Origin of the sequence: Marinobacter zhejiangensis (assembly GCF_900114775.1) — a bacterium.
GTDB classification, from domain to species: Bacteria; Pseudomonadota; Gammaproteobacteria; order Pseudomonadales; family Oleiphilaceae; genus Marinobacter; species Marinobacter zhejiangensis.
In genome coordinates this window covers 1,120,215-1,141,529 of the sequence record NZ_FOUE01000001.1, presented here as the reverse complement: position 1 = coordinate 1,141,529, position 21,315 = coordinate 1,120,215, and the positions used below count along the sequence as shown (strand labels likewise).

Genomic DNA, 21,315 nt, shown 5'->3' with positions numbered 1-21,315 from the left:
TGAACTAGTCCGGCTCAGCTCTCAGCGAGTTGAGCAATCTTGCTTTTAGCCACGCCTTTGCGTGGCTTTTTTATGTCCGCGCTCCAGCCAGCCCCGTTCATGGATAGTGGCTGCCCGCCCGCTACGTTACAATGCCCCCATCATTCAGACTCACTTTGGGGATCAGCATGACCGCTGATGACTACAGTCACCGCTTTGGCGGTATCGAACGGCTCTACGGCCGCCGTGCGCAAGCTGCCTTTCGTCAGACTCATATTGTGGTTGTCGGGCTCGGCGGTGTTGGTTCCTGGGCGGCCGAAGCCATCGCCCGCACCGGTATCGGCACCATCACTCTGGTGGATATGGATGACATTTGTGTGTCGAACACCAATCGCCAGTCCCACGCGCTGGCGGGCCAGTATGGCCGTACCAAGACCGATGCCCTGGCGGAACGACTGCGGGCCATCAATCCCCATGCCGATATTCGCCCACACTTCGGCTTCCTGACCCCCAACAACGTTGCCGACCTGCTTGGCGATGACGTGACTGGCGTCATTGACGCCATCGACAGCGTCAAATCCAAGGCGGCCCTGATAGCCCACTGTCAGCGCCGAAAGATTCCGCTGGTCTGCGCGGGGGGCGCCGGTGGCCAGATGGACCCGACCCAGATTCAGGTCGCCGACCTTAGCCGAACTACCCAGGACCCACTGCTCGCCAAGGTACGTAACCTGTTGCGTCGGGAGTACGGGTTCTCCCGCAACCCGAAGCGGCGCTTTGGAATCGAGGCGGTGTATTCACTGGAACAATTGACCTACCCCGCAGGCGACGGCGAAGTTTGCCTGCAAAAACCGGATACCGCAGGCCCGGTCCGGCTGGACTGCGCCACCGGATTTGGAGCCGCCAGCCCGGTGACCGCCACATTCGGCTTTGTCGCTGCGTCCCGGTTGATCAACCGCATTGCACGGAAAGCACGCCTTGGCGATAGTTAAGGTGCGTCTATTAATTTTGCCACTTCAACGGATCTGATTCCCCTATGCCCGTAAGCATCGTTATGCTCCTCGCCAGCATTGGCGTAATGTCCCTGTTCTGCCAATGGCTTGCCTGGCGCGTACGAATGCCCGCCATTCTCTTCCTTTTGGCCGGCGGTATCGTTGTCGGCCCACTTCTGGGCTGGCTTGATCCACAACCGCTGTTCGGGGAACTGCTGTTCCCGATGATCTCGCTGGCGGTCGCCATCATTCTGTTCGAAGGCAGCCTGACCCTGCGCTACGATGAGATCAAGGACCATGGCAAGATGGTTCGCAACCTGATTCCCATCGGCTCTATTGTCACCTGCGCCATCGGTACGCTGGCGGCCCACTGGGCACTGGACCTGGCCTGGGAGGTCGCGTTGCTGTTCGGCGCCATCGCCGTCGTTACCGGCCCCACAGTGATTGTGCCCTTGCTGCGGTCGGTGCGCCCCACCTCCAAACTGGCCAATATCCTGCGCTGGGAAGGCATCATCATCGACCCGGTGGGGGCCCTGCTGGCGGTTCTGGTGTTCGAAGGAATTGTGTCCTGGGGCCAGGGCAATGTGTTCAGTCACTCCCTGTTCATTTTCGCCAAGACCCTGCTGGTAGGTTTCCTGATCGGTGCCGTTGCCGGCTGGCTCAATGGGGTTGCCCTGCGCAAGCATTTGCTGCCCCAGTATCTGCACAATGCCGGCACCCTGACCTTCATGCTGGGCGTCTATGCCCTCTCCAACGAGCTGGCCCACGAGTCCGGCCTGCTGACCGTCACCGTGATGGGCATCTGGATGGCCAACATGAAACAGGTCCCCATCGACAACGTCCTGGAGTTCAAGGAGTCACTCAGCGTCCTGCTGATTTCCGGCCTGTTTATTATCCTGGCCGCCCGAATTGAATTTGCCTCCATCGCCGACCTGGGCTGGGGGCTGTTGCTGGTTCTGGGCGCGCTGATCCTGATCGCCCGCCCGTTGAGCATTTTCCTGGCGGCCATTGGCACCAATCTGGACTGGCGGGAAAAGCTGTTCCTCAGCTGGGTCGCACCAAGGGGCATTGTAGCGGCGGCGGTGTCTGCCCTGTTTGCCTTCCAGCTGCAAAAGGTGGGTTACGAAAGCGCCGGTGCGCTGGTGCCGCTGGTGTTCATCCTGATCATCGCCACCGTTACGATTCAGAGCCTGACGGCACGGCCGCTGGCCCGCTTGCTCAAGGTCGCAGAGCCAGCCGATTACGGTTACCTGATCCTTGGCGCCAACCAGGTGGCACGTCAGGTGGCACTGGCGCTGCGTAAATACGATGTGCCGGTCACACTCACCGACACCAACTGGGAAAATATCCGTCTGGCGAGAATGGACAACCTTCAGACCTACTTCGGCAACCCGGTGTCCGAACACGCCACGACACACCTCGATTTCACCGGTCTCGGCAACCTGCTGGTGATGTCCCCGTACAAACAGCTCAATACCCTGGCGACCTACCACTTCCTCGACTGGTTCGGCAAAAACCACGTATTCAGTCTGTCAGAAGGCGACCAGGACCAGCTGGCAAGGCACCAGACGGCAGAGAAAATTCAACGTACCCGGGGGCTGTTCGGCGATGCCAGCTACGCCAAGCTGGCCAGTATGGTGAGCAAGGGCTACACGGTTAAGACGCCGCAGCTAAGCGATGCCTTCACCTTTGACGCATTCCAGACGCAATACGAAGGCCAGGCCCTGGTGCTGTTCACCATCGACAGCCGTGGCCGCATCCAGCCTGTTACCAACGACTCTACCCTGAAGCCGGAAAAAGACTGGACACTGATCTGCCTGGTGCCACCGCAACCCCCCAAAGAGCGGAAAGAGAAAGAGGTCACCAACGAGCCCCAAGGTGCCCCCAAGGGCCAGAAAACCCAGTAAGACGGGACGTTACGGCGCGAGGCAGTCCAGCACCAACTTGCCTCGCACATGCCCCTGCTCCAACAACCGGTGGGCATCCGCGGCCTGGGCCAGGGTGAACACCCGGTCAATGTGTACGCGGACATCACCGTCTTCAATGAGTTCGGCGATTTCCTCCAGGTGGAAAACTTCAGGCCGGACCGTCATGCCATGGGCGCGAAGAGACATGGCTTCGGCCGCTGAAATGATTTCGTCGGCGGTCACGGTGGGTATGGTCACCAGCACGCCATGCTCGCTCAGGGTGTGAAGGGAGCGCTTGCCGACATTGCCCCCCAGCAGATCCAGCACCACATCCAGGCCGTAACACTCATCGACAAAGTCGGTGGTGGTGTAATCGATGACTTCATGCACCCCAAGACCATCCAGGAAATCCTTGTTGCTGGCGGATGCCGTCGCGATGACGTGAGCACCGCGGACCAGCGCGAACTGGATGGCAAAGTGTCCGACCCCGCCAGCTCCGGCGTGGATAAGCACTTTCTGCTCCGGCTCCAGCTTGGCCACTTCGAACAATGCTTGCCAGGCCGTCAGTGCCGCCAGAGGCACCGCCCCGGCACTGACCAGGTCCAGTTCCTCAGGTACGATGGCAAGCTCATCCGCCCTCGCCAGGGCATACTCCGCATAGGCGCCGCCATCTGCCGGAAACCCGACCATCCCCATGACCCGGTCGCCCGGCGCCAGGGTGCGGACATCCGTGGCCACCGAGACCACTTCGCCCGACAGGTCATAGCCGGGAGTCCAGGGCAGTTTTGTTTCGATTTGCTGGGCGGCGAAACCAAGCCCTTTGCGGGTTTTCCAGTCGATGGGGTTGAGGCCGGCGCCGGCAACGCGAATGCAGACCTGCCCGTCACCCGGTTGTGGCACGGCCGCAGGCTCCAGCCTTAGCTGGTCCGCGTCACCAAACCGATCGTACACGATACGGCGCATTTCTCTGGATTCAGGGGGCACGGTCAGGTTCTCCATGGCGATCTCCAGCGCAAACAGGGAAGGCTTCATTCCAGCCTAGCAGATAATTTCCGCTCCGCGCTCAGCCCTGGGGTGGCAGCCCCTGTCCGCCAGCCACCATGGCCGCCGAGAGAATGTCGCCATACTCCGCCGGCACCCGAGAGGGACGCTGGGTTTTCAGATCCACACAGGCATGGGTGGAGCGGGCCCGAACCAGCGTCTTACCATCGGCGGGGCGCACCAGCTGGAACTGTCGGGCAGAACGGAATCGGCCGTCAAACTCCGTGAGCCAAGTGCCCAGGAGCAGCCGGTCTCCGGCGTTGGCCGGCATCAGGTAATCGATTTCGGTACGGGTGATCGCCATTGCCTTTCCGGTGGCTTCATGACGCTCCCAGGTCATGCCCAGGCTTTCAATATGCGCCCAGCTGATGTCCTCCAGCCAGCGCACATAAACCACATTATTGGCATGTCCCAGACGGTCGGTGTCCGCATCGACAACGTCGATCTCCAGGATAAACGGGTTGGGCAGATCCCACGCAATCTGCTCGGCAGTCCGAGTCATCGTCCACTCTCTCCAAGGCCGGGAACAGCCTGCAACGCTAGCCGACCAATACGATCGTTGTGAAGTGAACCAAAGTATAGGTGGCCCCCGCTTGGATTGACCGATGTGATCTCTTGCAGGTGCTGTCCCTGGGTGTCGTGGAGACTGACCAGGGCCCGGCCACGTTCGTCAAACGCGACCACCATGCCATAGGGGCGAGGTTTGGGCTGGAGCCACGCTGGCAGTTTGGCCACCAGCTCCTTAAGCCACGGGTAACGGTGCATGAAGTCGATCTTGTCGTCCCGCAACGACGGAAACGCTACCCAGTATCGTCCCTGGTCGTCGACCGCCAGATTGTCCGGGAACCCGGGCAGGTTGTCGGCAAACACCTCGACCTGCCCCACTTTCGGCCCGCTCAGCCAGTACTTTAATATGCGGTACTTCCAGGTTTCATTCACCAGCAGGTAGTTGCCACCCGGCGATACGGCAACGCCATTGGCGAAGTACAGCCGGTCCAGCAGCGTCTCGGTTCGCCCATTGGCCGGGTTGTATCGCAACAGCCGGCCATGGGGCCGCATCTCCAACAGGTCGAGTTTGTAGTCTGGTTGCTGGAAACGGGAGCTGGCATCGGTAAAGTAGATCCGTCCGTCCGGAGCGATATCCACATCATCGGTAAAATGGAACGGCACGCCGCCGGACTCCCGCGACAATACCCGCAGGTCGCCCTGCGGCGAGATACTCAACAATCCTTTCCAGGCATCGGCAACAATCAGGTTACCCTGACGATCAAAGACCATGCCCAATGGCCGGCCACCGGTGACCACCCACTCCTCCACCCGGCCATCGGGCCAGACCCTGACCACTTTGCCATCCTGGGTGCCGGCGTAGAGACGGCCCTGACTGTCTTCAATGGTGTCTTCCGGACCATAGACCTCGCCAAGTGCCAACAACTCGGCCTGCTGCAATGCCTCATTGGCGGCCAGGACACCGGAAAGCTCCGGTGGTACCGGCGCGCGCCAGGCCTGGCTGTCGATCGGTGTGGGAGCCAGCAAAAAGCCCCCCAAAATCAAGAACACAGCCAGTAAAACCAGCAGAAGCCAACGCATGCAAAGGTTCCTTTTTATTTATGGTTATCAACTACTTGATCAGGCGAATCCTACCTTAACAAAACCTTTCTTCAACAGCCTCAAGCAGGCCAGAACCGTCGACGCTTCGGCGCTTGAAGCTCGGGCAGGGCTCGGGTATAGTCGCTGCTCATTTTTTGAGCGATTCGTCGCAAAACCCACGTTTCCCCGGAGCTAACCATGCTTTATGAACTCACCTCAACCGCGTTCACCTTCGCCGCATTGCTGGTGCTTGGCGGCGTAGTTTACAGCGCCAAGAGCTTCTTTGACCGCAAGATGGCCGACCTCAGCAAGCCAGATTCTTCCTGCGAAGCCGAAGCCTGAGCGAATCTCGCATTCAGTCCAGCAGGAACTGGCGACAGAGCGCAGCCACCGTGTCCGGCTTCTCGGCATGCAACCAGTGGTCGGTGCCGGACACGATTCGCAAAGTGGCATTCGGGAATAGCCGTTCCACGTCGGGCCGGTGTTTTTCCTGGATGTAGGCCGAGTGTTCGCCTTTCAGGAACAGGACCGGTCCTGCAAAGCTGCCCTCCGCCACGGGTGCCGCAGCCAGGTTACTGTAGCAAGCCTCGATGACTGGCAGGTTCAGCCGCCACCGAAAGTTCTCCGCGCCAGGAACCCGCTGAAGATTCTTAAGCAGAAACTGACGGATTTCCGGAGTCTCCACATACTCGGCAAGTGCCCGGTCAGCCTCCTGGCGATTGTCGATGGTTTCCGGCGACAGCGCCGACAAACCTTCCAGAATCGCATCATGCCGCGGCTTGTAGGTGACCGGCGCGATATCCAGCACAATCAACTTGCTCACTCGCTGAGGTGCCGACAACGCCACCTGCATGGCGATTTTCCCGCCCATCGAGTGCCCTAGCAGACAGGCCGTTTCCAAACCCTGCTGATCCATGTAGGCCAGGACGTCAGCCGCCATCGACGGATAATCCATAGTGTCGGCATGGGGCGAACGGCCATGGTTACGATGATCCAGGGCATGGATCTCAAACTGGTCCTGCAGACGCTGGGCAATACCCCCGAGATTTTCCAGCGAACCAAACAGGCCGTGCAGCAGAATCAGGGGTTGCCCACTGCCGCTGATACGATGATTGAGGCTGACCGTCATGCTAACTCCTAACTCTCCCTCCAGGACTGTGACGTAGGTCCCTGTCCTGGCAGCATTTTGTGGATTTCGTCCCGCTAGCGGAAACATTCGCACGATACATTACCACCGAACCGAAGCCATCGACCATTCCACTGGCGCAAGGTTCTCATGCGCCAAACTCAACAAGGAACCCTTGATACATGTATGAAACACAACGGCCGGAACGCCGCAGACTTCGTCGCATGCCCGCTGCAAAACTGGCTCTGGCCTGGCGCCCACGCAAAGGACTGTTCAACCGTTACCAACCTGCCGCTGGCAAGGACTTCAGCCGCAACGGCGTATCGCTGATCGACACCGATAACGCCAGTATCCTCGAAGGCGACAGCATAGAATTGCGCGCCGAGCTGTCAATGGAAGCCGGAAATCTCAGCATCGACAACCTCATTGCTACCGTACGGAACATCCGTGATGTCGAAAACGGCCAACAGGTTCTTGGACTGGAGTTCGACTTTAGCGCCAGCCGGACCATGAAATCCGAGCAAACCCTTGCCCAACTGGAACGTATCGAAAGCATCCTGACCCGCAGCGAAAACCTGCGCCAGCGGATCCAGCCCCAAGACACGCCTGAACCCCACTAGCCCGGCCACCGGACAAAAAAAAGGGCCGGAATCTCCGGCCCCAAGAAGGGTTATGTCTGAAGCGAGTCCTCAGCAGAAATACATGCAGCTCAGATACTCAGCTAATGCCTTACAGTTTTCGCGTTCCACTTCGTTATGAGGGACGAAAATTGTGCTTTCCATACAAACCACCTCCCGCAGATGAATTCAAAACGTCTCTAACCGTATAAGTAATGGTATCGTTATTGGTGTGACAAACCCTTGACAGGCTGTCCCATACGCTTGACATTTCGTAACAACATTTCGGGTATGATCCATCATCCATAGGGCACCAACCGTGGCTACCGGCGATTCAGAAATCAACGACATACCACCACAGGTTGCCGCCTCCAGCACGTTGGCACTGCTCTCGTACCTTCAGCGCAAGGGCCTTGGCGAACGCCAGGTCATCGAGGAAATTCTCGGTACATCACCAGACCAGCTCCAGGGCCCTGACCGGCACATTGATGCAGACCGCTACTACGCGCTCTGGCACTATGCCGAAAGTGTCAGTGACGACCCTGCCATCGGCCTTCATGCAGGTGAGGCGGTCGACCCGGAAAGCATGGGACTGGTCGGTCACGTGTTTTTCAACTGCGACACCCTGGGGGACGCCGTCACCCAGTATGTCCGGTTGCACCGGCTGATCAACGAGTCCGTCCTGCTAGGCCTGGAGCAGACCGAAGAGCAAACCATACTGAGCTGGCTCCCCGACAGCCGACAGCATTATTGCCGCCAGGACATGGACCGGACCCTGGCATCCGCTATGACCCGGACCCGCCATTTCATCCACCCGGACTTTCACGCCGACTGGATCGAAATGGCCCACCCTGAGCCAGACTACGCCAGCGAATACCGCCGCCTGCTGGGCGGGGATATTCGCTTCGATGCCACCGTCACCCGTGTCGCATTCGACAACCGTCACCTGAGCCACCCCATTCCACGGCGTAACCCCTATATCTATTCGGCGGTCCTCCGCCAGGTCAACAGCGTGCTGTCGCGCTGGCAACCGCAAAAGAGTTTCAGCCGCAAAGTCCGGCGTATGATTTCCAGGCAGATGTCCACCGATCGAATCAACGCCGACACCCTCGCCCAGCAGTGCCATATGAGCCGCCAGACCCTCTACCGGCGCCTCAAGAAAGAGGGCATCAGCTTTCACGACATGGTTGAAAGCGTACGCAAGGACAAGGCGTTGAGGTATGTTGCCGGCAACCAGTTTGCGCTGGGGGAAATTGCCTTTTTGCTGGGGTTCTCGGAACTGAGCGCGTTCAGCCGGGCCTTCAAACGCTGGACCGGCATGGCACCGGCCCACTATCGGGCCCAACACCAGCACCAGGAGCCGCCGCCATGACGCAGGATCTGTCATCGCTGATTGCCCTTGGTCTGTTCCTGCTTTACGCACTGGCACTATCGTGCGTCTACCGGGTGCTGCTGACCTACCGTACCGCGCCCGGCGCCATCGCCTGGATCATGGGCCTGATAGGCGCCCCTTACGTTGCCGTGCCACTGTTCCTGCTGTTCGGGCGCAATCGTTTTACCGGCTATGTCCGCGCCCGCCGTACCGGCGACCAGTCACTGCAGCCGCTGTTTGACCGGTTCGAAAGCCAGCCCAACACAGTGCTCTCTCCCGGCGACGGCGAGTTCAGCGATGACCTCAAAGTGTTCAGCAGGCTCGCCCGCCAACCCTTCACCGCGGGCAATCACTGCACCGTGCTCAAGGACGGCGAGGCAACCTTCCAGGCGCTGTTTGACGCCATGGAGAAGGCCAGCCACTACATACTGCTGGAGTTCTATATCATCCGTTCCGACCGGGTCGGTCAGCGCATCAAGAGCATCCTGAAACGAAAGCTGGCCGATGGGGTTAAGGTCTGGTTCCTGTACGATGACATTGGCAGCTTTTCGCTCTCATCCAAGTACCTGAAAGAGCTGGTCGCCGCTGGTGCTCAGGTAGCCTCATTCGGGGACGGCAACGTGCGCCGGCGGCGTTTCCAGATCAATTTCCGCAACCATCGCAAGCTGCTGATCTGCGACGGCACCGTCGGTTTCGTAGGTGGCATCAACCTGGGTGACGAATACCTGGGTACGGCGATGGGCCAGGAACCATGGCGTGATACTCATTGCCAGATTCAGGGGCCCGCCGTGCTCGGCCTCCAGCTGGCCTGGCTGGAAGACTGGAACTGGGCCAGCAATGAACTCCCGCAACTGGACTGGCCCCTGGACGCCCACCCTGCCGGTGACCAGGAGGCACTGATTCTGCCGACTGGACCTGCAGACCCCCATGAAACCTGCACCCTGTTCTTTCTGAACTGCATCAACAACGCCCGTGAGCGAGTCTGGATTGCGTCCCCTTACTTTGTTCCGGACCTGCAGATTATCAACGCGCTTGAACTGGCGGCGTTGCGGGGTGTGGATGTCCGTATTCTTATCCCGGAAAAATCCGACAACCAGCTTATTCGGATGGCAGCTTACTCTTACCTGGTTCAGGCCAGCCGGGCCGGCATTGGTATCTATCAATACCAGCAGGGTTTCATGCACCAGAAAGTCGTGCTGGTGGATGACCGCTACGCAGCCATTGGTACCGCCAACCTGGACAATCGCTCAATGCGGCTGAATTTCGAGATCACCGCCCTGTCCACGGCAGCCGCCTTTGTCCAGGATGTCGATACCATGCTGACCAACGATTTGCAGGAGTGTCGGCTGATGACCGCCAGAGACTATCGTGACCGTTCATTGCTCTTCCGGATCAGTTGCCGTGCGGTGCGGCTGCTGGCACCGTTGCTGTGACCCGCTGCCTTGCCTGCGGCCTCGAGAGCGGCTCTTTGCACGCCCACCAATGAGCAGTGAGAGCCCCGCCGTTTTCCGGGGCTTATGATTGTGAGACCATGGTTGCCCGGCCAGTGCCGCCGAGGTGTATTCCAAATCCGACAAAAGCCCGTTCATGACAGCCTTCAAACCACGAGAAACCCTAACCGAGCAAGTTGCCCGCCATATCGAGTCCCTGATTGTGTTCGGCCAACTGAAATCCGGCGAGCGGATCTATGAAGGCACCATGGCAAAGAAACTGGATGTCAGCCACGGTTCCATCCGGGAAGGGTTGTTGCTGCTGGAAAAGCGCCATATGGTCAGGAACGTGCCGAGAAAAGGCGCTTTCGTTACCGACCTCGACCGTTTTTTCATTCACAGCCTCTACGACACTCTGGCACTCTACCTGAGCCATACAGGACGAAAGCTTGCGCGGGAGTGGCAACCGGCCGATATGGAACGCCTGGAGTCGCTCTACGGCAACATGCAGACCTGCTACCAGAACAACGACTTACTAACGTTTCTGGACCTCGGCATTCAGTACACCCAGGCATCACTGGCCTATGCGGATAACTACTTTATTGTCTCTGCCATTGAAGATCTGTGGCCGTCCGCCAAACGCTGTGCCTTTGCGGCCTTCAAGCACGGTGGCCCCGAGACTCTCAATGGCAACCTGATTTATATGCGCCAATCACTGGACGCGATTGGCCGACACGATGAAGAAGGACTCTGTGACATTATCCAACGCTATGCCACTCATCAGTGTGAAAACGTCATCGCCTGCATCGACGCCAACAAGGCCAACCATGAATCACCCTGAGTTCACCGGTTTCCCAGCGATCCTGCTAACAGCGACACTGCTGAGCGCCTGTGCCACCAGCCCCCAACCGGCGACCCCGTTGCCCAGTGCCACCGAGGCAGGTACTCACCAGACCTCTCCCGAGCCCACGCGCCCTCAGCCACTGTGCGCCTGGAGCCAGATCAGAGGCATTGCAACCTTGCTGTCGACGACAAGCGCCCTGACAGACCCGACCTTCGCCACCTGGCAATTTTTCCCCGGCGACGACATTGTCTTCCATCGCCTGCCACAAGGCGCAAATACCGGGGATGAATATAAGGCACTTTTGCGGCGACCTATGACTGGCCCCTGTCAGCCGGAACTCTATCTGGTTGCCCCCCTGCTCGACACTGAATACTGAGCGCTGGCCTGCAACCAGACGATCAGTCGAACAGGCGCCCCAGGTAGTAGCCTACATTGAGGGTGACGGTCCAATCCTCCTGAGTGCTGTGAGACGTTGACAGCTGAACCGGCCCCAAAAAGCTGTCAATTCCGGCAAACAGGGTCCAGGACTTGAGGGTATTTCCCCAACGGGCGTCGCTGATCGAATCCCAGCCATTGCCAGCTTCAAAGGCGCCACCGGCAAAGAAAGGCACAAAGGGCCCTCCAAACTTTCGGTAGCCCACCAGCGAAACCAGCGCCGCGTCCTGGCCGCTGACCTCACCGTAACTGAAGCCGGTCAGACGGCGGAAGCCGCCTAACAAGATATAATCTTCGTAGCCGGCTTCGCCCTGAGTGACCACGTCCGCATAGATCGATCCAATCAGGTAGTAGTTTTTCCAGCCACCCGCTTTGGAGAGCATCATCGAGACTCGATCATAGTCCCGGTCTGCTCCCAGGCCAGGCCGCTCGAAGCGCCCTTTCAATCCGGCAAAGCTCCCCAGAGACGGTAAAAACGGGTCATCCATGGAGTCATACACCAAGCGCAGCTCCACACTGCCCTGGTCCACCCGTTCGTCCTGGAACACCAAGGCACCCAACAGGTCCTCGGTCTTGGTATAGCCCCGGGCATAGCGAAGCCTGACCTCACCATTGACCCCCAGTTCCAACCCTGCCGACAGATCCACCTGGCGCCGACTGATATCGGCCTCAGACACCCTCTGCCCACCGGGCTCGAACAGGTTGAAACTTTCCCGCTCGTACTGGGCCCCCAGGGTAATAAAACGATTAAAGCCGTAATCCAGAGGCTGAAACCATTCGGAACGGACGTAGGGGTCGGTGCCCAGTTGAACACCGGTCAGCCACTCACCACCGCGACTGTTAAGCCCGGTCATACGCAGTTCTGCCGATGCATTGAAGTGGGTGTCATAACGGAAGTTGTCTTCAAACCCCAACCCAAAACTGAGGTAGTTGGGGCCCCAGCTTTTTTCCTGGGCATCCAGATCGAGCACTGAGCCCATGTCCGAAGACGACAGTCGGTAGCCGACGGTTTCGTGATAGCCAAGGCCGTAGATACGCTTCAGGTCTTCCTCCAGACGGGCCACATCCAGAGGTTCACCGATGGGCTGGCTGATGCGCGCCTCAATGAATTCAGAGGATACCCGTCCACTCCCTTCGGCGACCTCGATCCCCACAATGGGGCCGGACTGGAAATCCCGGACCGACCGCCGCTCCACGTAGCGTTGCCATTCGTTTTCATCGACAGCCAGGGCATGCAGCTCACTGGCATGGGCCCGCGCTGTCGTCGCGCCAATCTCGATCAGCAACGGCGCTTTATAGAAATCCGCCGAGCTCAGGCCTTCCAGGTCCGGCTGCAACAGAACATCCTGATCCCCCAGCAACTGCAACTGGGCCAGGGCATTGGTCCGGGTCAACATTGTGGTGAGCTGGCCGACCACCGAGAACGCTTCTCTCAGGCTCTGGCCATGGGCCAGTGAGTCGGAGATATCCACCGCAATAATGATGTCCGCGCCCATGCCCCGAACTACGCTGATCGGGATGTTATTGGCAATACCGCCATCCACCAGCAGCTTGCCATCCAGCTCCACGGGCGCGTAAACACCGGGAATACTCATGCTGGCACGAATCGCTTTTGCCAGGTCGCCCTGCCCGATCACCACTTCCTCGCCAGTGCCCAGATCTGTCGCTACCGCCCGGAAGGGGATGGGCAACTGGTCAAAATCGCGAACCGTCGCGGCTTCCGCCGTGATGCCGTTGAGGATAAAGCCGAGGTTCTGACCGGAGATCAGGCCTCGCCCCAGGTGAAAGCCATCGGAGCGGACCCCCAGGCCCGGTGACAGCGGATAGCGCCAGGCCTGATCCTTACGGTGAATCGGCTGGTAATGCCGCCCCGGCGTGTCCTGGAAACTGGATTTCCAGTTCATATTGATGAAGCGCTGTTCGATCTCGTCCACCGGCATGCCGAGCGCGTACATCGCAGCAACGGCCGACCCCGCACTGGTACCGGCGATGTAGTCGACCGGCACCCGGATCTCCTCCAGCACCCGAAGCACCCCCACATGCGCCAGGCCTTTGGCACCACCGCCACTCAGCACCAGGCCAATTCTGGGTCGCTGGGGTTCCAGGCCATCCCCCGGTTCCGATTCATTGGCATTGGCCGACGTCCAGGCCAACAACGGGCACAACAGGAGTAAGGGAATAAGTGCGCGGGTCACGGTAATGGAATCAGTCCTTGTGGTTATCGTCTTCTGCCAGGGACAGGTGCGACGTATCCGGCACCAGCGGTGGAGGTAAGTCCCGCTCCACACCGATATCACTGCCGGCGGGTGCCACTGTCCACTCATCCAGGTGTTCAAACATCGGCACTTCAACCTCTTCCGCTTCCGCCAGGGTCACCCCGACCGGATCCAGGGTGAGACCTGAGCCAGAGAGAATACTGTCCACCTTGTCCCCGGCCACCTGCAACCGGTCGCCCGGCTCCACCGCCACCGGATCTGCGGCCGGTGCACTCGCTTGCGGCGCGGCCGGTGCCGGTCGTGGCTCTGGGGCCGACTCAGGGGTTGACGTCGGTGCTGGCGCAGGTGTTGGGGCCGCTGCGACCATAGGCTCGACATGGGCAATCATCCCGTGCTTCTGCAACACCTGGCGGTACTTTTCAGCCTGGGCCTCATCCAGCTTGTTACGAATGACCACCCGCTGGCCACTGAACATCTTGTCGACCTGATCCAGAGAAGCCTTGAACAGTGCCCGGGCATTATTACGGGCCGTATTCAGATCCGTGTTTGGCGTACATTCACCTTTGAAAACAAGCTGAAACATCGGTTGTTCACTCCCTGTTCGACGGTACATTCATCATAGTTGATCCCCCGTTGCCCAGAAAGCGCCAGAGAAACCTGGTTGGTTTTTAACCAAATCGCAAACAATTGAAAAATCCTTCCAAAAATTCAGGAAAGATAACCTGTGATCTGCAACAATCTTTGTAACGATATATTTCCGTTCGTTACACAACGTAGGGTCAGACGATGCGACACTTTCCACGATTCCAGCGCCACCTGCAGTTCGCTCTGCTTCTGGCGGGTCTGTCGGTTTCCATGTCCAGCCAGGCTGAGAATATCGACCTGCTGATGAGTGAAGTTTTCGCCACCGACGAAGCAACCTACATTGGCTTCCAGAGCGTCGAACGGACTGACATTCCCGTCACCGCTGCTGTTGACCGGAAATACCTCATCGTCGACTTCCGCATCGGCCCGGCTACCGGGCAGGAACAACTCCAGGCCAGTGTTCATAAAGCCTGCATGACCCTGCTACACGACCGCGAACTGATCCGCTCGTTATCCGATGCCGGTTACGACATGGTCTCGGTCGCGTTTGACCGCCAAAGCCAGTACGACTGCCTCTGATCACGTCGTTCTAGTCCTCACCCAGTAACCGGGGGAAGCCCTCCAGCTCCGCATTGATGGCATCCAGGTTAAACGCCTCAACGTCGGCCAGCAGTTTCTCCCCGTAGAGGGTCACCGTACGGGAACGGAAACGCTGGCCCCAGGACAGTACGCGGCTGGCAAAGTAACGCATTTGCTCCGGATCCCCGCTTTCCCGCACGGACTTCCACTCGTCGCCGAAATCCTCGGCAAGCTGGTGGCGAAGCCAGCCCCGTTCCTGCATGTTCAATGTTTCCACCAGCGGCTGCTCGGTCGCCTCCGGTACATCTTCACTTTCCACCAGCTCTTCGGATACTTCAACATCTGGCAGCGACACCGTAAAGGTCGAGCCCTGCCCCGGCTCGCTGGTTACGGTCAGCTCCCCGCCCATCATCACGACCAGCTTTCGGCTGATGGCCAAACCGAGACCGGTGCCGCCGTACCTACGGCTGCTCTGGCCTTCCTGCTGCTCGAAGGCATCGAATATCCGCTCCTGCTGGTCTTGCGAAATCCCGATACCGCTGTCGCTGACAGTAATCATCAGGCGGCAGCTCAACGACTCGCCGTCGGCGTGGCACAGGTCAACACCCGCGTTGACGGTTACGCCGCCCTGGTGAGTAAACTTGATGGCATTCCCCACCAGGTTGAACAACACCTGCCGCAAACGGGTCTCATCCAGCATCATCACGGCCGGCATGGCGGGGTCAACCGACACATCGAGACTGATTCCCTGCTCCCGGGCCCGCAGATCGAAAATGTAGCGAACATCATCCAGCAAACGGCGAACCGCCAGTGGGCCAATCTCCAGTCGCATCTTGCCCGCTTCGATGCGGGAGAGGTCAAGGATGTCGTTGATCAGCATCAGCAGGCTGCGACTGCCCGCCCGGATCGCCTCCAGATAGCTGCGCTGGCGGGGGTCGGATACGCTCTTGTCGAGCAGATCGCTGTAACCGATCACCGCGTTCATCGGGGTCCGGATTTCGTGGGACATGTTCGCCAGGAACTCGCTCTTGGCACGGTTGGCGCTCTCGGCTTCCCGGGCCAGGCGTTCGGCTTCCTGCTTGGCCGCCCGCAGCTCATCTTCACTCCGGCGTAACGCCTCCTCGGAACGGATGCGTTCATCCACCTCCCGGGACAGCTTGCGGTTCCAGTACAGGAAGATCAGCACCACAACCAGGGCGATCAGGATGACCCGGCGCACGACGGTGTAGTCCGTTTCCTGTTCGATATCCAGATGAATCCAGCGATTGTAGATTTCTTCGGTTTCAACGCTGCCCAGGCTGCCGAGCGTCTTGTTGATGATCCTTAGCAGCTCTGGCCGGCTTTTATTGACGGCGAAACGCAGCTCATACTGGTAAGGCGTGATACTGGTAATACGAAGGTTAGACAGCCCAAGTCGAGCCACGGTGTAGCTGACCGCCGGAATCTGCGTCACCATAACATCCAGGTCGCCGTTGGAGAGCGCCAGCAAGCCTTCCTCAACGTTGGTAACCGGATACAAGTCCAGATCCGGGTGGTTGATCAGCAGATAATCGAAACCGGCCTGACCTCGGACCACCCCCACCCGTTCCGTGCGAAGTTCCCGCAAGTCGCCGATAAAGCGGCCGTCATCACGAATCACCAGGGAAATGGGGAGTGTCAGGTAAGGGCGGCTAAACAGGAACTTCCCTTCCCGCTGTGGCGTCAGGGACAACGCCGGCAGGATATCCAGTTCACCATTGGCGAGCTGCTGCTCGGCACTGGTGAGGCTTTCGACCTGTTGCTGGGCAAACTTGACCCCCAGCTGCCCTTCAATCCGGCCGACCAGATCAGGTACCAAACCGCGAATCTTGTCGTCCTCCATGAACTCAAACGGCGGCCAGTGATCACGGTAGGCGATCCGCAGATTGGGATTACGCTTGAGCCAGGCCAGCTCAACCTCGGTCAGGTTTACTTCCAGTTGTTCGCCGGCATGGGGAATCGTCAGCGGCAGCCAGGCCTGCCGAATTTCCCGGTGTTCGTTGTGACTGATGGACTCCACAGCACTGTTCAGGACCCGGAACAACTGCTCCTGATCGCTCCGGACTTCCAGCACCACGTCCACCGGAAGGCTATCGAGCAGAACGGCGAGGCCAATCCCGTTGATCATCGCGGACTGGAGGAAATCGGAGACCACCGGAACCGGGCCAATAAACGCATCCGCCTGCCCGGACAACACCGTGCTCACCGCTTCACTGATGTTGGCAACATGAACGGGGTGAAAGCTCTCTACCGGTTCCAGCAACTGAAACTGGTTGCTGTCACTTTCCACCAGGGCGATGCGTCTCCGCTCAAGGTCAGCAAGGGTACGGATGCTGGCATCACCGGCATCCACAAACAGACCATAAGTCAGCGACATCAACGGCGCGGTCACCACCCGCCCCTGCGGCGGCAACTCGCCAAACGGGCGCGTGGCCACCACGGCATCAAGCTCACCCGCGTCAAGCAGACGCTCCAACTCCGGGAGTGAACCATCGACCTGAACCAGAGGCACATCCAGCTTGCGGGCAATGCGATCGAGGTAATCAATGTAGGTCCCGGCCATCTGGCCTTCAGAGGCACGAAAGGCCAAGGGCACCTGGCCACTGCTCACGCCAATGCTCAGGTCATCGAGCTGATCCAGCCAGCGCAGGTCTTCAATACCCAGAACCGGCTGCGGTGACACCAGTGGAGGCTCGGCCGCCACTGGCCAGGACAGCACCGCTGCCAGCCCCACCAGAAATCTAACGATGACACGCACAATCACTGGATATCCCCATCACTTCCACTACATTGAAAAACAGAAAGGCACTCAGAAAAAAGCACCATCGAGACGAAGGACTCCACCATGGATATCAGCAAGCGTTCTTTGGGCACCCTGTTTGAGCAGTTGGGCCTGGCCTCGGATGACGCCAGCATCACTCAGTTTGTCACCCGGTACGGACCGCTTCCCAGGGAGCTCACCCTGGCCGATGCACCTTTCTGGAGCGAGAGCCAGGCCAACTTCCTCCGCGAAGGGTTGGCTGACGACTCGGATTGGGCCGAGCTAATCGACGAACTGGACGCCATGCTGCGCCATTAGGCGCCAGCGTCCACCACGTCAGCACACACCCGGTTGCGCCCTCCGCTCTTGGCGTCATAAAGCACCTTGTCCGCCCGGTCGAAGACCGAGTCCTGGTCATCGCCAGTGCGGAGGTCCGTCAAACCGGCGGAAAAGGTGATCGTAACGGGCTCTCCGCGAAAATGAAATGGCAACTCGGCAACCTGGCCGCGTAGGTCATCCAACACCGCCTTTGCCGTATCAGTCGTGGTTTCAGGCATCATAAGGACAAACTCCTCACCGCCATATCGAGCAATAAAGTCGGTGGCCCGCAATCGCCCCTCCAGGGTTTTCGCCACCAGCTGGATAACCCGGTCCCCCGCCTTGTGGCCGTAAGAGTCATTGATGCGCTTGAAGTGATCAATGTCGAGCACGCCGATGGTCACCGGGTGGCCATAGCGTTCCCAACGCGCCATTTCAAACGACATGCGCTGCTGCCAGGCTTCTCGGTTTGGCAGCTGGGTCAGCACGTCCGTCAACGCCCGGTTTCGCTCTTCCTTCAGGCGTACCTTGATCTGTTCCGAGTGGGCTTCCAGCGCGATCACCTTTTCTTTCATTGCCTGAAGCTGCTCCGACAGGCGCCGCTCCCGTTGGCACTCCTCTTCCCGATAACGGAATACAGCGTCAGAAATAGATTCCAGGTGCTGGCTCACTGAACGTTTCAGTTCGCTCACATCGTTACTGGCATCGACCTCTTCGCCCAGCGCCCGAAGCTCACTGCGCAGGCCCTCATCAAATGCCCGGGCGGCACATTCTGCCCCGGCCAGAATATCGGTCTGGTCGACAAAGTGATCCTGCAAGGCCAGCAACCGCTCATCCAGCCGCTTGAGGAACGCCTCGAACTCCTGTTGCCCCCGTTTGATCGCCAGGATCAACAAATCAGCAACCTCGTTGAGCGATTCCCGCAGCTCCTGCCAGTCATTGCTCTCAGCCAGATGGTTACGCAGGATCTCGGCACGGGCGTGGGCGGAAACATCAAGAGTGAGCTGCGACAGCATCTGCCCGAGCAATTCGGATATTCGCCGGGCAATCTGGATTCGCTGTTCCAGATCCTCAGCGCACGCCCCCGGCCGAGTCTCCGCTCGTTCAGTGGCAGCTGCAGGCCCGGGTTTGCCGTCATTCGACTCATCACGCCCGCTACGAAACAGCCGCCCCAAAAGGCCGGAGCGCTCCGTGACGCCGTTGCCCTCACTCGCCAGGGCCCGGACCATCAGTTCGGCCAGCTCCGTGAACCAAGGAGCCCACTGACTGGACTGGGTCACCGGCTGATGCCAGCGCATCTCAAGCGCCTTCAGACGATCTTTCTCCTCGGCAAACATGGGGTTTGCCTGGGCCACGCCAATCAACTGCTCTACCCGCTCGGCCAGCTTGCCGCGTTGGGCAGCTTGCTCGTCATCAAGCTCGGTTAACTGCAGGTCAATGGCCTCCTGCAGTTTCCGCAAACCGCCCAGGTCAGAAGAACTCTGCCTCAAACCATCCCGCAACTGCGTCAACAGCAAATCCAGCGTCTGACTCTGGCCTTGTGATGCCAGGCTCGTCCGAACCAGCAACCGACCGAGCAGATGGCGCTCCGACTCCCAGGCCTGCTCGCTGATTTCCCGATATTCCTGTTCCTGCAGGTACTTGGCTTTCCAGGAATCTTCTGACGACATGCAACTCCCCTGTGCAGTTGAACTTCCGTTATCTAAAAAGTGATCTTGGCCCGGAGCGTATGCTTATGGTTACGAACTATAGTCGTTTCCCGGTGCTTCATCGAACGGCGTGGACACATCGCGGCTATCGGCCTGGCGTCGTTTGGCCCGGGGGTGGCTTTGATCGTAGATGTGTGCAAGGTGCTGGAAATCCAGGTGCGTATAGACCTGGGTGGTGGAAATATCCGCGTGGCCAAGCAGCTCCTGCACCGCGCGTAAATCGCCACTGGATTCCAGCATGTGACTGGCAAAGGAGTGCCTCAGTAGATGAGGGTAAAGGCGTTGGTCAGCCCCCTTGGCCAGCCCCCAGCGTTTGAGCCTGGCCTGAATGTTACGCACACTGATCCTTTGACCTCTCTGGCTCACAAACAGGGCCGCCTCACGGTCGTCCACCAGGCCCTGGCGAACCGGCAACCACGCCTGAATCGCGGCCAGAGCTTTACGCCCCACTGGCAGCACCCGTTCCTTGTCGCCTTTACCCACCACCCGCAGCTCGCCACTCTGCCGATCCAGATCGTCCATATCGATACCGGCCAGCTCCGACAGTCGCAACCCCGATGAGTAAAACAGCTCGAACATGGCCCGGTCACGAACTTCCAGGGGATCGTCAGGGGCGGCGTCCAGCAAGCCGTTGAGCTGATCAACGTCCACCACCTGGGGCAGTTTTTTCGGTGATTTCGGCGCCCGCACGTCCAACGCCGGATTGTCCGTAGCCAGCCGTTCCCGGATCAGGTAATCAAAAAACCGGCGAGTGGCGGACAGGTGGCGGGCGATGCTGCGCCCGGACAGCCCCTCGTGGCTCAGCACCGCAACATAGCGGCGCAAGCCATGGCCATCAAGGTCTGTCCAGTGGAGGGTATGGCGGGCAAGATAACCCGCCAGGCGCATCAGGTCGCGGCGGTAGTTCAGGCAGGTATGACGGGCCTGACGCCGCTCCGACGCCAGGTGCTGAAGAAAACTCTCAAGGGGACCAACAAGTTCCGCGGTCGGTTCACCGCTTACCGATGCCGGCTCCGCGTCTCTGGGCACACGGCCTCTCGCCACTGTCAGGAGTTCTCCGCCACCACATCCATGACCAGTGGAGGCTCACAGTACCGTTGCATCATCGACGGCAACAGGCGGCTCAGGGTGTCACTGATGTAGGTCAGGAACAGCGACCCCATGTTTTCATCAAAATAGCCGGGCTGACAGCTGCCAATGGCAAACACGCCCCGGACTTCGTTGTCACGCAATGGCACCAGGGCAACCGACGCGATCGGCTCGTCCCGGTCCGGGAACAGGAAGGCCCGCTCACTTTCACGGAACTGCCCACACACAGCACGGTCACCGGCGAGCAGGTCTCCCAGACGCTCATCCGCCTCTTGCGGGCTGACCACCTGCAGCGCACCTTCCGGGCTTTCCGCCAACGGCTGGTCCGTAAACACAATGACCGAGGCGGCATCCAGGCCAAAATCGCCACGGATGCTGTCATCAATGGCAGCCGCCATGTCGTTCAGGTTGTCGGCCTCAATCACATGCAGCAACAACCGTTTGCTCTTTTCGAACAGGCGGTCGTTGTGACGGGCAATGGACACCAGCTCAACCAGCTCCCGCCGCAGCGTATCCCGTTGCTCGCGGAACAAATGAACCTGGCGTTCCACCAGCGAAATGGCCCGGCCGCTGTCATGGGGAAGGGTCAGGCTACGCAACAGTTCGTCCTGACCGAGAAAGAAATCCGGATGCTCCCGCAGGTACTCGGCAACCGCTTCGTGGGTCAGTGTTTCGGCCGTCTCTCGGGCCGTTTGCTCAGTCATCGACTTCTC

20 protein-coding genes are annotated in these 21,315 nt (G+C 59.3%); 10 read left to right on the top strand and 10 right to left on the bottom strand.

Going from position 1 to position 21,315, the window contains the following annotated elements:
* The first annotated feature begins 167 nt into the window (after positions 1–167).
* Entirely contained in the window at positions 168–968 is an 801-nt protein-coding gene (tcdA, locus tag BMZ67_RS05055; RefSeq protein WP_175481830.1) for a tRNA cyclic N6-threonylcarbamoyladenosine(37) synthase TcdA, read from the top strand.
* Positions 969–1,012: 44 nt separating this feature from the next.
* The gene (locus BMZ67_RS05050; RefSeq protein ID WP_092020778.1) at positions 1,013–2,875 is read left to right on the top strand and encodes a cation:proton antiporter; all 1,863 of its coding nucleotides are present in this window, start codon (positions 1,013–1,015) and stop codon (positions 2,873–2,875) included.
* Positions 2,876–2,884: 9 nt separating this feature from the next.
* Here the strand turns inward: BMZ67_RS05050 and BMZ67_RS05045 are convergent, their stop codons facing one another.
* The 3 genes from BMZ67_RS05045 to BMZ67_RS05035 form a co-directional block, all read right to left on the bottom strand.
* Positions 2,885–3,874, bottom strand: a complete 990-nt coding sequence (locus tag BMZ67_RS05045; RefSeq protein WP_092020951.1) for an NADP-dependent oxidoreductase — start codon at positions 3,872–3,874, stop codon at positions 2,885–2,887.
* Between the two features lie 64 nt (positions 3,875–3,938).
* The gene (locus BMZ67_RS05040) at positions 3,939–4,418 is read right to left on the bottom strand and encodes an acyl-CoA thioesterase (protein ID WP_092020777.1); all 480 of its coding nucleotides are present in this window, start codon (positions 4,416–4,418) and stop codon (positions 3,939–3,941) included.
* A complete protein-coding gene (locus BMZ67_RS05035; RefSeq protein ID WP_092020776.1) occupies positions 4,415–5,503 on the bottom strand; it encodes an SMP-30/gluconolactonase/LRE family protein in 1,089 nt (362 codons plus the stop codon). Before BMZ67_RS05035 ends, BMZ67_RS05040 begins: the two co-directional genes overlap by 4 nt.
* 198 nt (positions 5,504–5,701) lie before the next feature.
* Here BMZ67_RS05035 and BMZ67_RS18555 point away from each other — a divergent pair, with 198 nt between their 5' ends.
* Positions 5,702–5,845: a hypothetical protein gene (locus BMZ67_RS18555; RefSeq protein ID WP_175481829.1), complete on the top strand. Its 144-nt coding sequence runs from the start codon at positions 5,702–5,704 to the stop codon at positions 5,843–5,845.
* Positions 5,846–5,858: 13 nt separating this feature from the next.
* On the opposite strand, the gene BMZ67_RS05025 is transcribed toward BMZ67_RS18555, so the two are convergent.
* A complete protein-coding gene (locus BMZ67_RS05025; RefSeq protein WP_092020774.1) occupies positions 5,859–6,632 on the bottom strand; it encodes an alpha/beta fold hydrolase in 774 nt (257 codons plus the stop codon).
* A 179-nt stretch (positions 6,633–6,811) separates the two neighbouring features.
* On the opposite strand from BMZ67_RS05025, the gene BMZ67_RS05020 reads away from it, so the two are divergent.
* From BMZ67_RS05020 to BMZ67_RS05000, 5 genes are all read left to right on the top strand, one after another.
* Positions 6,812–7,249 (top strand): hypothetical protein, encoded by a 438-nt coding sequence (locus BMZ67_RS05020; protein ID WP_092020773.1) that lies wholly within the window; start codon positions 6,812–6,814, stop codon positions 7,247–7,249.
* 316 nt (positions 7,250–7,565) lie between these two features.
* Positions 7,566–8,618, top strand: coding sequence for an AraC family transcriptional regulator (locus tag BMZ67_RS05015; protein ID WP_245749875.1), 1,053 nt, complete (start codon positions 7,566–7,568; stop codon positions 8,616–8,618).
* Positions 8,615–10,051 (top strand): cardiolipin synthase, encoded by a 1,437-nt coding sequence (gene cls, locus BMZ67_RS05010; RefSeq protein WP_092020772.1) that lies wholly within the window; start codon positions 8,615–8,617, stop codon positions 10,049–10,051. The genes BMZ67_RS05015 and cls overlap by 4 nt, the downstream gene beginning before the upstream one ends.
* A 154-nt stretch (positions 10,052–10,205) precedes the next feature.
* Positions 10,206–10,889, top strand: a complete 684-nt coding sequence (locus tag BMZ67_RS05005) for a GntR family transcriptional regulator (RefSeq protein ID WP_092020949.1) — start codon at positions 10,206–10,208, stop codon at positions 10,887–10,889.
* Positions 10,876–11,268: a hypothetical protein gene (locus BMZ67_RS05000; RefSeq protein WP_092020771.1), complete on the top strand. Its 393-nt coding sequence runs from the start codon at positions 10,876–10,878 to the stop codon at positions 11,266–11,268. Before BMZ67_RS05005 ends, BMZ67_RS05000 begins: the two co-directional genes overlap by 14 nt.
* A 22-nt stretch (positions 11,269–11,290) precedes the next feature.
* Here BMZ67_RS05000 and BMZ67_RS04995 read toward each other — a convergent pair whose 3' ends face one another.
* Both BMZ67_RS04995 and BMZ67_RS04990 read right to left on the bottom strand, forming a co-directional pair.
* Positions 11,291–13,522, bottom strand: coding sequence for a patatin-like phospholipase family protein (locus tag BMZ67_RS04995; RefSeq protein WP_245749874.1), 2,232 nt, complete (start codon positions 13,520–13,522; stop codon positions 11,291–11,293).
* Between the two features lie 10 nt (positions 13,523–13,532).
* Positions 13,533–14,126 carry a hypothetical protein gene (locus BMZ67_RS04990; protein ID WP_092020769.1) on the bottom strand — a complete coding sequence of 198 codons (594 nt, stop codon included), beginning with the start codon at positions 14,124–14,126 and terminating at the stop codon, positions 13,533–13,535.
* Positions 14,127–14,329: 203 nt separating this feature from the next.
* Here BMZ67_RS04990 and BMZ67_RS04985 point away from each other — a divergent pair, with 203 nt between their 5' ends.
* On the top strand, positions 14,330–14,707 hold the full coding sequence (locus tag BMZ67_RS04985) for a hypothetical protein (RefSeq protein ID WP_092020768.1): 378 nt from the start codon (positions 14,330–14,332) through the stop codon (positions 14,705–14,707).
* Positions 14,708–14,717: 10 nt separating this feature from the next.
* On the opposite strand, the gene BMZ67_RS04980 is transcribed toward BMZ67_RS04985, so the two are convergent.
* Positions 14,718–17,483, bottom strand: coding sequence for a transporter substrate-binding domain-containing protein (locus BMZ67_RS04980; protein ID WP_092020948.1), 2,766 nt, complete (start codon positions 17,481–17,483; stop codon positions 14,718–14,720).
* Positions 17,484–17,570: 87 nt separating this feature from the next.
* Here BMZ67_RS04980 and BMZ67_RS04975 point away from each other — a divergent pair, with 87 nt between their 5' ends.
* The gene (locus BMZ67_RS04975; protein WP_092020767.1) at positions 17,571–17,804 is read left to right on the top strand and encodes a DUF2789 domain-containing protein; all 234 of its coding nucleotides are present in this window, start codon (positions 17,571–17,573) and stop codon (positions 17,802–17,804) included.
* On the opposite strand, the gene BMZ67_RS04970 is transcribed toward BMZ67_RS04975, so the two are convergent.
* The 3 genes from BMZ67_RS04970 to BMZ67_RS04960 all read right to left on the bottom strand — a co-directional run bounded on the left by BMZ67_RS04970 (position 17,801) and on the right by BMZ67_RS04960 (position 21,306).
* Positions 17,801–19,474, bottom strand: a complete 1,674-nt coding sequence (locus BMZ67_RS04970) for a GGDEF domain-containing protein (protein WP_245749873.1) — start codon at positions 19,472–19,474, stop codon at positions 17,801–17,803. The genes BMZ67_RS04975 and BMZ67_RS04970 overlap by 4 nt on opposite strands.
* A 69-nt stretch (positions 19,475–19,543) precedes the next feature.
* Complete coding sequence (gene xerC / locus BMZ67_RS04965; RefSeq protein ID WP_092020946.1) at positions 19,544–20,542, bottom strand: tyrosine recombinase XerC; 999 nt, start codon at positions 20,540–20,542, stop codon at positions 19,544–19,546.
* Between the two features lie 17 nt (positions 20,543–20,559).
* Positions 20,560–21,306, bottom strand: coding sequence for a DUF484 family protein (locus BMZ67_RS04960; RefSeq protein ID WP_092020766.1), 747 nt, complete (start codon positions 21,304–21,306; stop codon positions 20,560–20,562).
* Positions 21,307–21,315 lie beyond the last annotated feature (9 nt).

Coding starts and splice junctions, on each gene's coding strand:
- tcdA (WP_175481830.1), top strand. CDS start 168: ATGACCGCTGATGACTACAGTCACCGCTTTGGCGGTATCGAACGGCTC.
- BMZ67_RS05050 (WP_092020778.1), top strand. CDS start 1,013: ATGCCCGTAAGCATCGTTATGCTCCTCGCCAGCATTGGCGTAATGTCC.
- BMZ67_RS05045 (WP_092020951.1), bottom strand. CDS start 3,874: ATGGAGAACCTGACCGTGCCCCCTGAATCCAGAGAAATGCGCCGTATC.
- BMZ67_RS05040 (WP_092020777.1), bottom strand. CDS start 4,418: ATGACTCGGACTGCCGAGCAGATTGCGTGGGATCTGCCCAACCCGTTT.
- BMZ67_RS05035 (WP_092020776.1), bottom strand. CDS start 5,503: ATGCGTTGGCTTCTGCTGGTTTTACTGGCTGTGTTCTTGATTTTGGGG.
- BMZ67_RS18555 (WP_175481829.1), top strand. CDS start 5,702: ATGCTTTATGAACTCACCTCAACCGCGTTCACCTTCGCCGCATTGCTG.
- BMZ67_RS05025 (WP_092020774.1), bottom strand. CDS start 6,632: ATGACGGTCAGCCTCAATCATCGTATCAGCGGCAGTGGGCAACCCCTG.
- BMZ67_RS05020 (WP_092020773.1), top strand. CDS start 6,812: ATGTATGAAACACAACGGCCGGAACGCCGCAGACTTCGTCGCATGCCC.
- cls (WP_092020772.1), top strand. CDS start 8,615: ATGACGCAGGATCTGTCATCGCTGATTGCCCTTGGTCTGTTCCTGCTT.
- BMZ67_RS05005 (WP_092020949.1), top strand. CDS start 10,206: ATGACAGCCTTCAAACCACGAGAAACCCTAACCGAGCAAGTTGCCCGC.
- BMZ67_RS05000 (WP_092020771.1), top strand. CDS start 10,876: ATGAATCACCCTGAGTTCACCGGTTTCCCAGCGATCCTGCTAACAGCG.
- BMZ67_RS04990 (WP_092020769.1), bottom strand. CDS start 14,126: ATGTTTCAGCTTGTTTTCAAAGGTGAATGTACGCCAAACACGGATCTG.
- BMZ67_RS04985 (WP_092020768.1), top strand. CDS start 14,330: ATGCGACACTTTCCACGATTCCAGCGCCACCTGCAGTTCGCTCTGCTT.
- BMZ67_RS04975 (WP_092020767.1), top strand. CDS start 17,571: ATGGATATCAGCAAGCGTTCTTTGGGCACCCTGTTTGAGCAGTTGGGC.
- BMZ67_RS04970 (WP_245749873.1), bottom strand. CDS start 19,474: ATGTCGTCAGAAGATTCCTGGAAAGCCAAGTACCTGCAGGAACAGGAA.
- BMZ67_RS04960 (WP_092020766.1), bottom strand. CDS start 21,306: ATGACTGAGCAAACGGCCCGAGAGACGGCCGAAACACTGACCCACGAA.